This window comes from Bradyrhizobium sp. UFLA05-108 (assembly GCF_059803455.1).
In genome coordinates, this window is record NZ_JBANAZ010000058.1 from 52,087 (window position 1) to 61,065 (window position 8,979).

General features: G+C 57.3%; 9 protein-coding genes. All 9 read right to left on the reverse strand.

Features of this window, described 5'->3' with window-relative positions; translation table 11 throughout:
* Window positions 1–24: 24 nt before the first annotated feature.
* The gene (locus tag SO140_RS33265) at window positions 25–1,137 is read right to left on the reverse strand and encodes an ABC transporter ATP-binding protein (protein WP_498543636.1); all 1,113 of its coding nucleotides are present in this window, start codon (window positions 1,135–1,137) and stop codon (window positions 25–27) included.
* Entirely contained in the window at window positions 1,137–1,964 is an 828-nt protein-coding gene (locus SO140_RS33270; protein WP_498543637.1) for an HAD-IIA family hydrolase, read from the reverse strand. The genes SO140_RS33265 and SO140_RS33270 overlap by 1 nt, the downstream gene beginning before the upstream one ends.
* A complete protein-coding gene (locus SO140_RS33275) occupies window positions 1,957–2,727 on the reverse strand; it encodes an SDR family NAD(P)-dependent oxidoreductase (protein ID WP_449379864.1) in 771 nt (256 codons plus the stop codon). The genes SO140_RS33270 and SO140_RS33275 overlap by 8 nt, the downstream gene beginning before the upstream one ends.
* On the reverse strand, window positions 2,724–3,665 hold the full coding sequence (locus SO140_RS33280) for a ribokinase (protein WP_498543638.1): 942 nt from the start codon (window positions 3,663–3,665) through the stop codon (window positions 2,724–2,726). The genes SO140_RS33275 and SO140_RS33280 overlap by 4 nt, the downstream gene beginning before the upstream one ends.
* Entirely contained in the window at window positions 3,662–4,522 is an 861-nt protein-coding gene (locus SO140_RS33285) for a carbohydrate ABC transporter permease (RefSeq protein WP_449379866.1), read from the reverse strand. The genes SO140_RS33280 and SO140_RS33285 overlap by 4 nt, the downstream gene beginning before the upstream one ends.
* 11 nt (window positions 4,523–4,533) lie before the next feature.
* Window positions 4,534–5,496, reverse strand: a complete 963-nt coding sequence (locus SO140_RS33290) for a carbohydrate ABC transporter permease (RefSeq protein ID WP_498543639.1) — start codon at window positions 5,494–5,496, stop codon at window positions 4,534–4,536.
* Window positions 5,497–5,556: 60 nt separating this feature from the next.
* Complete coding sequence (locus SO140_RS33295) at window positions 5,557–6,921, reverse strand: ABC transporter substrate-binding protein (RefSeq protein ID WP_498543640.1); 1,365 nt, start codon at window positions 6,919–6,921, stop codon at window positions 5,557–5,559.
* 438 nt (window positions 6,922–7,359) lie between these two features.
* Window positions 7,360–8,061 carry an HAD family hydrolase gene (locus SO140_RS33300; RefSeq protein ID WP_498543641.1) on the reverse strand — a complete coding sequence of 234 codons (702 nt, stop codon included), beginning with the start codon at window positions 8,059–8,061 and terminating at the stop codon, window positions 7,360–7,362.
* Between the two features lie 9 nt (window positions 8,062–8,070).
* Window positions 8,071–8,979 (reverse strand): amidophosphoribosyltransferase (locus SO140_RS33305; protein ID WP_498543642.1); only part of this gene is annotated, 909 nt, incomplete at its 5' end.

The following is an 8,979-nucleotide window of genomic DNA, read 5'->3' on the forward strand; positions in this document are numbered from 1 at the left end:
TCCTGCACGGCAGGCTTTCGAAAACTAGCTCCAATTTGCCGGCGCATGCAAGCGTCGGAGTGCTTTTCCGTTCGTCATGAAGAGATGGCAGTCCGCTGGCGAAGCCGCAAGACGAACCTTGCCAACCCCATTCGGCGGCTCGGGCTTCGGCGCCTTTGCAACCACGGCTGCCTTGCCAGCACTTCCGTAGATGTAGGTGACACTTCCAAGATGCTCTACGAGATCGACGTCGAGCTCAATCGCGACTTCCCTCTTCTCCGCCGCGAATGGAGAGAAATCGTCCGGACGAATTCCGAGCGTGATCGGCTTTCCTACGAGCAACTGATCCGGTTGGACGGGGACGGAGACCGTGGCGCCCGCATCGAGCTTGACGTCCATGCCCGCCTCGTGAGCGGCCTCGATGTGGCCGTCGAGAAAATTCATCTTGGGCGAGCCAATAAATCCGGCCACAAACCGGGATGCTGGGTTGTGATAGACATCGTGCGGGGTGTCTACTTGCTCGATATTGCCATCCTTGAGCACCACGATCTTGTCGGCCATGGTCATGGCCTCGACCTGGTCGTGCGTCACATAGATCATGGTGTTTCCAAGCTGCTTGTGGAGCTTGGCGATCTGGACCCGCATCTGCACCCGCAATTCCGTATCCAGGTTTGAAAGAGGTTCATCGAACAGGAACACCTTGGGTTCGCGCACAATGGCGCGCCCAATCGCCACGCGCTGCCGCTGTCCGCCAGAGAGCTGCCGAGGCTTGCGATCCAACAGATGATCGATTTGCAACAGCGATGCCGTCTCAGCGACCCTGCTATCGATCCCGGCTCTCGCCACTTTGGCCATACGCAGAGGGAAGGCCAGATTCTCACGCACGGTCATGTGCGGATAAAGCGCATAGCTCTGAAACACCATGCCGAGGTTACGGTCGGCCGCATCAACGTCGTTGACAACCTCGTTGTCAATCAAGAGCCGCCCGCCACTGATGCGCTCCAGCCCTCCGATCATTCGCAGCAGCGTCGACTTGCCCGACCCCGATGGTCCGACGAACACGACAAATTCGCCATGATCGATGGTCAAGTCTATATTGCGCAGGATCTGGATAGTCCCATAAGCCTTATTGACGCCTTCCAAACGGACATCGGCCATCACGCTCTCCTCTGTTCCGCCCTTTCAACCAGCGCTCTCGCGACCCCAATCTCCGTCAGGTTGGATAGGATGAAATCTGGCGGGGCCAGGGTCGGATCCTCCCGGGGCGGCACCCCGGTCGTGACCAGCACGGTCGGAAGGCCCGCGCGCCTGCCTGCCTGAATATCGGTCGGAATCTGGTCACCGATCATCAGTGTGGCGCTACGCGCCGTCCCGAGACGCAAAAGTGCGGTTTCGATCATATGGGGCTCGGGCTTACCAACAATGAGGGGCTCAACTTTCGTAGCAGCAGCCACAGCGGTGATCGTTGCTCCTGCCCCAGGCTCGAATCCGCCGGCAGTCGGCAAGAGGAGATCGGGGTTCGTTCCGATGAACACCGCGCCGTTCAGGATCGCCTCGACCGCAATCCGCAGCTTCTCATGCGTAATCTGGCGGTCGAGCCCCATGACCACAGCTTCGGGCCTTCGGTCTGTCACCTCGAGCCCCACCTCCGTGATAGCCTTTACCAGGGACGGCGCGCCGATGACAAAGACACGTGTGGTTTGAGGATATTTAGCGCGGACGAGCTCGGCGGCGGTGATGGCGCTCGTGACAACGTCTTTCGGCGCCATCTGGAGTCCGAAGTTCTCCAATTTGCGGACGACATCTTCGGGCGTGTGCGTCGAATTGTTTGTCACGAAACAGAATGGCAATCCGGCCGCCTGCCATCTTCCAAATGCCTGGATAGCATCGGCTATCGCAGCGTCCCCGCGATAAACGACCCCATCGAGATCCGAAATGATGCCTTCGACAGGCGGCCAGTCGATCTTAGAGCTACTGCTAGCCATTCATCAGCATCCCGCCGTTCACGTGAACGATCTGCCCGGTCATGTAGGAGGCCGCCGGACTCGCAAGGAAGACGGCAAGTCCAGCAATATCCTCCGGGACCCCCAGCCGTCCCAAGGGGATCCGGCCACTGTGGCGCGCTTCGGTTTCCTCTCGCGGACGCCCATGCATTGGCGTATCGATAATTCCCGGCGCAATTGCGTTCACATTGATTTTAAGGGGCGCGCATTCATAGGCGAGTAGTTTGGTGACGTCGTGGACGATCGCCTTCGACAAGCAATAATCTGCGCCGCCGGCCTGGTAGTTGAACACTGCCCCCTGCGAGGACAGTGAGGAGCCGACGTTGATGATGCGGCCGCCCCTGGCTTTCATGAAGCGGTCGATCGCCAGTTTTGAGCAGCGCAAAACAGCGACCGAGTTGACCTGGATAGTTCGCTCGATTTTCTCTGCATTGCCGTTCAGGAGCGGCTGGGCAGATTTGATACCGGCATTGTTCACCAGCACATCGAGTCGGCCAAAGCGTCTGGCAACCTCATCGAGAACCCTGGCGATATCGTCCTCACGCGAGACATCCATGGCCATCGGCAATGCGCCGTTGCCATAGGGCAAGCTTGCCAAAATGTCTTCGAGATTGTCCAGGTTAGCATCGGCGGCAAGGACGTTCGCCCCTCCCGCCCTAAATGCATTCACAATGGCCGAGCCGATGCCGCCCCCGGCCCCGGTGACGAGGACCGTTCTATCGGAAACTGAGAACCGTGTGGTCATTCCAACTCCAAGATCGTTTGGGATTTCAGAAACTCGTCAACCGCCTCTGCATTGGGCATGGAGTTTTGAGCGCCGCGCCGTGTCACACACAGGGCGGCGACAGCCAGCGCCTTCCTTACGGCTTCCCTTAGAGGCAACCGCTGGGCCAGTGATGCGGCGAATGCTCCGTTAAAGGCGTCTCCGGCCGCCGTGGTGTCGACGACCTTGACGGGAAAAGCCTGCAGAGCAAAAGAGCGCGTCGCGTCGGCATAATAGGCGCCCTGCGCCCCCAGAGTGATCAGCGCGGCACTTGGCCCGAGATCAAGAAGCCGCAAAGCCGCGTATGCTGCACTGTCGAAATCGTCGACCTCGATGCCCGTCAGTTCAAAAGCCTCCGTCTGGTTCGGTGTGACGAAATCGACGCTTCTCCACGCCGCCGATGAAAGCCCTGGCCTCACTGGCGCCGGGTTAAAGATGAGCTCGAAGCCTTTATCGCGTTTCAGCTCGAAGAGCTGGTTGAGCGCCGCGATCGGCATACCCATTTCGGCAACAACAATCGCATCGCGCTCGATTAATTCGGACGCGCTCTCCACCATCTCCGGCCCCACGTTCAGATTGGCGCCAGGGTCTATGACGATCATGTTGGAGCCGTCGTCACCGACCAGAACGAGGGCCGAACCGGAGACTTCTCCAGCACAGATCTTGATCGCGTCCGGGCGAACGCCAGCCTCACCCAATGACTGCAAGAGGGAATGACCGGCATCATCATCACCGAGACGTGTGTAGAAATGTGGCCGAAGGCCAAGTCGAGCGGCAGCGACAGCCTGGTTGGCGCCTTTCCCTCCGGGGGTGCGGGTGAGCGTACCCATCAGGCTTTCGCCCGGCGTTGGAAGGCGTTCGACGTTGAAGCTGAGATCCAGATTGGTCGTTCCGAAGAACATCAATGGCCTGGCACTCATTTTACAGCACCGAAGGTAAGGCCACGTTCGAGGTGGCGTTGGCCGATCACGATCAGAATGACGGGAATGATCATCGTCACGACCAGGCCTGCCGCCATAACAGGGTAGAATTGCACGCCCGGATTGAGCAATTTGAGAAGAGCGACCGTCACGGGCGCCTTGGTCGAGGAGAGGATCAGACCAAGGGCAAAGTTGTGCCAGGCGAGTAGGAAAATGAGCAGCGAGGCACCGATCAGGCCCGGTTTCAAGAGCGGCAGCACGATGTGCAGCACGATCCGGAAGGGCTTGGCACCATCCATGGCAGCCGCTTCCTCGATGTCCTTTGGGATATCTTCGATATAAGAGCGGCTCAGCCAGACGATCATTGGTAATGTGACGACCTGATAGACCCAGATCATACCGATATAGGTGTCATACAATCCGATCGTCTGGAAGACGCTGAAGAGAGGGATGACGACCAGGAGGACAGGGGCGAAACGGAATCCGAGAATGAAGAACGCAATGTCTTCCTTGAGCGGTATGTCCCGCCTCGCCAGGACGTAGCCGGCAGGCACTCCCACGAGCAGAGAGATGAAGACGGAGCCAAGCGCAATGATGACGCTGTTCGTAATCGGCGTGAGGAAATCGACCTTGATAGTGCCGTAGCTGGTCGCTCCTGCCTGCGCGACATCAAATAGGACGCGAAAGTTTTCCAATGTGGGCGAGAACAGGAAGCTTGGCGGCCAGGTCATGACCTCGGCCTGCTGCTTCAACGACATCATTACGATCCAAATAAGTGGAAAGGCCAGGATCAATGCGCAAATGCCGACGAGGATGTTCAATACCAGGTTTGTGGGCGTCGAGCGATTGAACCGCATGCGCTGCTTCCTCAGCTTACGCGCTGCCGAACAAAGCGCCACAGCTTGACCATGGCGAAAGTTCCGAACAGAACGATCATCCAGTTGACGACCATAAGGGCGGCACCACGCCCAAAGGCGAGATTTTGGAATGCGGTAATGTAGGCGCGCACCGAAAGTACGGAGGTGCTGTTGCCGGGCCCGCCTTGGGTTGTCCCGAATATGATGTCGAACTGATTGAGGGACTCGATCAGCCGAAACACTGCCGCGATCAGCATGTATGGAGCAATCAGCGGCAGCTCGATATGCAGGAAGGTTGCCCAACCCTTCGCACCATTGACGCGAGCGGCCTCCCTCACCTCCTCGTTGATCCCTTGAAGGCCAGCAAAGATGATCAACGCGAAGAACGGCGTATAAGTCCATACGTCGATCAGGATCAGGGAGGACATCGCTGTGCCGGGATCTGAAATCCATGCAAACCGGCCAATGCCGACGAGCGACAGCAAATAGTTCATGATCCCGTTTTGCGGGTCCATCATTGTCGTCCACATGAGCGCTACGCTCATCGGCGGCAGGACGAGCGGAAGTAGGATGACGGGCCGCATCACCCGCGCAAGGAAGACTTCAGTTGCGAACAGCTTGGCAAGTGCGAGACCGAAAGCCGCCTCCACAAGTACCGCCGATCCGGCGTAAACAATTGTCGTACGAACACTGTTCCAGAAATCCTCCGTCTTGATCAACGCTGCGTAATTGTTGAGCCCGACGAAGTGGACCAGCGGCCGACCGAACTTGAGGTCCGTTAGCGACTGAAAGACCCCGTAGAAGAACAGGAACAAAAAGCCGAGAAGTATAATGATGGCTGGAGCAATTGCGGCAAAGCTCCACCAATCAACACGCGGCTCCTCGGCACTCTTGACCTGCTTGTCCTTTGACGAGGCAAGTTGACTGGCCGAAGACTGCAACGTCACGATTCCGTCGAATCCTCGAATGTCCATTTCACGAATCTCTAACATGTAAAGGGGCGACAATTGCGCCTGCCGCCCGCTTTGGCGCCTTCACATGGACGAGCGGATCTCGGAAGCAAGGTCGGCCAGCGTTGCCTTCACGTCAGCTCCATTGACCATCTTCTGCATGGCCACAGCCCAAGCATTCATTGCTTCGGCAAAGCCGACGCGGGCTGTAAAGGCGAGTTGCGCCCTGTCTTGCACGCTCTTGAACGTGTCGACGAAGTTGTTGAACTCAGGCTTTGCCGCATATTCGAGCCAGGCCTTGTCGGTCCAAGTGGAAGCGCGCGGAGAGTTGACGAGCTTGCCGGCAACAGCGCCGTTCAGCTCGACCTGTTTTGACGTTGCCCACTGGATGAACAGCCAGGCTGCACCCTTCTTCTGGGAAGCGGCGTTCATTGCAAGAGACCAGATCCAGATGTTGGATTCGAAGTTCTTGCTGTTCGGAGCATGCAACGGGGGCGCGAATGCGATTTTGCCCGAGGCGGGCTTGCCGGCCACGTCGTTCCAGAAGCCGAACATATTGGAATCGATCGCCATCGCCGTTCGTCCGGAATTGATCCCATCGACCACCTGGTACCAGTTGTCGTTGGCAAAGGACGGAGCAGCGCACTTCTTGATCATGTCCACGTAGTCCTTGTGGAACTCGACCGACTCGGGCGAGTCTAGGCCGGTGTCTAGCTTGCCGTCCTTGACCGTAAAATCATGCACGCCGTAGGACCTGGCAATCGAGATGGCGGCCGTGTGGATACTGCTCCAAAACCGCACACCACGAACGCCTAACGGTATAATCGCGGGGTCCGCAGCCTTCAGCTTCTCGCAAGCGGCGGACATCTGTGGCGGAGTCGTCGGAATCTTGATGCCGTACTTGTCGAGGACGTCCTTACGGTAGAACAGCTGAATATTCTCAAAGCCATGCGGGATGGCCCACACCTGGCCGCTTCCCGGCTCGATCTGACCTTCCTTCACTTTCCAGGTCAGCGCATCCCGCAGTGCAGGGAAGAAATCCTTGTAGTCATAGGTTGCCGCGGTGAGTTTCGGATCGTTCAGATAACGATCGAGCGGCTCGAGCAACTCGCCCGGCGCGAGATCCCAGGCGGGTTGAATCCCGGTACCCACGACGTCCCAGCTTGGCGATTTTGTGCTGAGTTGGATGGTCAGCTTATTCCAATAGGCATCGTCCGGATAAAGCTCCGGCGTCACTTTGATGCCCGTGAGCTTCTCGAATTCCGGCAACTGGGCCGCGACCGCGTCGGCATACGGATGGATGTCGTACGCCCAGACGATCGACGTACCTTCGAACTGGCGCCAGTTGATGTCGTCTGCCTTGGCTTGGGTCAACGCAATGGCCGCTCCGGCCAAGAGCGTGGTGCAGATGAGAGCTTTCTTGGCAAACTTGGCCGAACGGCCGCGCAAAGCGGCAAGCTTCCTTGGCATGTTTCCCTCCGATGGACTCTTTGGCCCGCAAACCACGCGCCCCTCCTCTTCCGAAAGGCCGCAGCATCGCGAAAGCTAGCCACCATTCTTTCGCCGCAAGCGGCTTTTCAAAACGGAGGTTGGGTAAGGTTGGGTAATCTGGGAGCGACTTGTGAATTACGCCTTCCCAACGAGCGGGTGTCCGTAGCGAAAGGCCTGCGGTAGAGCAGAGGGATTGTCTTCGGCCCGAATGGTCTAAGGACGCAAACTCAACTCCCCCCGCCGTTCGGCCGGCAGAGTTTGACAGGCCAAATCGTTACCCATTCGTGACCGCTATCAATAAACCAGAAACTCCCGAGGTTGATAGCGACACAGGTCTACAGGCGTCCAGCTTCGAGAGGCAGCCCTTCCCTCGCTCCGCTCTGGGGTGGCTCGCCATTAGTTTTCGGCGACCTTGATTTGTACATCCCGAAAAAAACCATGCCCCTGCAAGATCGGCAACAGCTCGTGATGGTTGTGAACGATGTAGTCCGGCTCCGCTGCCCGCAAGCGCGACTCGGAAACAAATCCGCCGGTAATGGCTATGCTTATGAGCCCAAGATCACGTGCAATATTCGCTTCGACGGGCATATCGCCAATGATGAAGGTTGCCGGCGGTTTCAAATCGTTCTCCTGCATGTACAGACGCAGTCGCTCCCCTTTGGTCATCGATTTGTACTGCGTGGCGCGGCTTTCGAAGGCGAGCACCTCGTCAATGTATTCATTGATACCAAGCCTTTGCAATTGCGAACGAAGCGGGTCGACGATATGGTTGCTCACTATGATAGACGAAGCCGCTTGCTCGCGTGCTATTTCCAACATTCTGCGCGCGCCCTCGCGCAAATTGGCGTTACTCGCAAGCGGTTCGTAGGCGTCGTGAAAAATTGCACTCCCGTCGCGATCCGTGGCCGCCACTTCCGATTCCGACATTCCCAAATTTCGATAAAGAATCGAAAGTGGAACGTCGCAATGCTCCCGAAACGTGTTCATATCGATCGTTGCGCGGCCAAAGCGTTCTAATATGGCATTAGTCGTTTGCAATAACGCGTCGGCATCGTCGAGCAGGGTGCCATTCCAGTCAAAGACGAGAGCAGGTTTCATGATCTGACCTCAAGCAGGGATCGATTCCGAATAGGGGAGATCGGCCATCAAATTGCGCAAGTTTGTATCTGCGCGCTTCTGCCCAGCTGGCGTTGGCATCTCGAACGTAAAAGGTGAAAGATCGATGCCGTCATACCCGCACGGTAACAAGGATACGAGAAGTGAGAAGGGCAGATAGGTTATATCTGTTGCGTTGATCGATACCGCAATTTTGCTCTCGATGGCTTTGAGAACTTGCGGCTCGATATTGTGAAACTTAAGGCTTTTCTTCTTCTGTTCGGGCGATAATCCCTTCCATATTTGCCAGAATGCCAATTCATCTAGAGTCTCGATACCCATGCCGTAGTAATTTGGAGCCACTATCGGCGGCGAGCCGATCGCCCAATGCACACGTCTAGCGCCAGCGGCAAGGAGCAAATTTGTGACAGTCCGACTAGTGTCACCGCGAATGAGGGCTTCATCGGCAATTATTACCGTGCTTTCGGCCAGGTTCTTTGCCGAGGCGCGGTACTTTCGGGCAATACTGGACTTCCGCTCGCTAAGCACGCCGATCAGAGTTCGCTGAGAAAACTGAGTTTCGATGATCTCCCGACGCTGGGCGACGACACCTCGCGCGGCGAGAGCTGCAAACAGACCGTCAGCGTATGGCCCGCCGGTATTTGGCATGGAGGACACGATGATTGGCGCGGAGCCTGGTCCTGTTGAGACACGCTCGGCAATAAGTCCACCGAGGGCGCCCCCGATATTGTAACGAGTTTCGAAATGAGATTGGCCCTCGATCGACGTGTTCGGACTTCCCAAGTACAGCGTTTCGTAAGCGCAGAGCTTGGCGTTATGCCGCCTAGCAGGCTGTTGAAAAAGGCGCTCGCCGCCGACCGGCGACCATGATTCATTGGCTCCGACGAGATTCGGAGATGG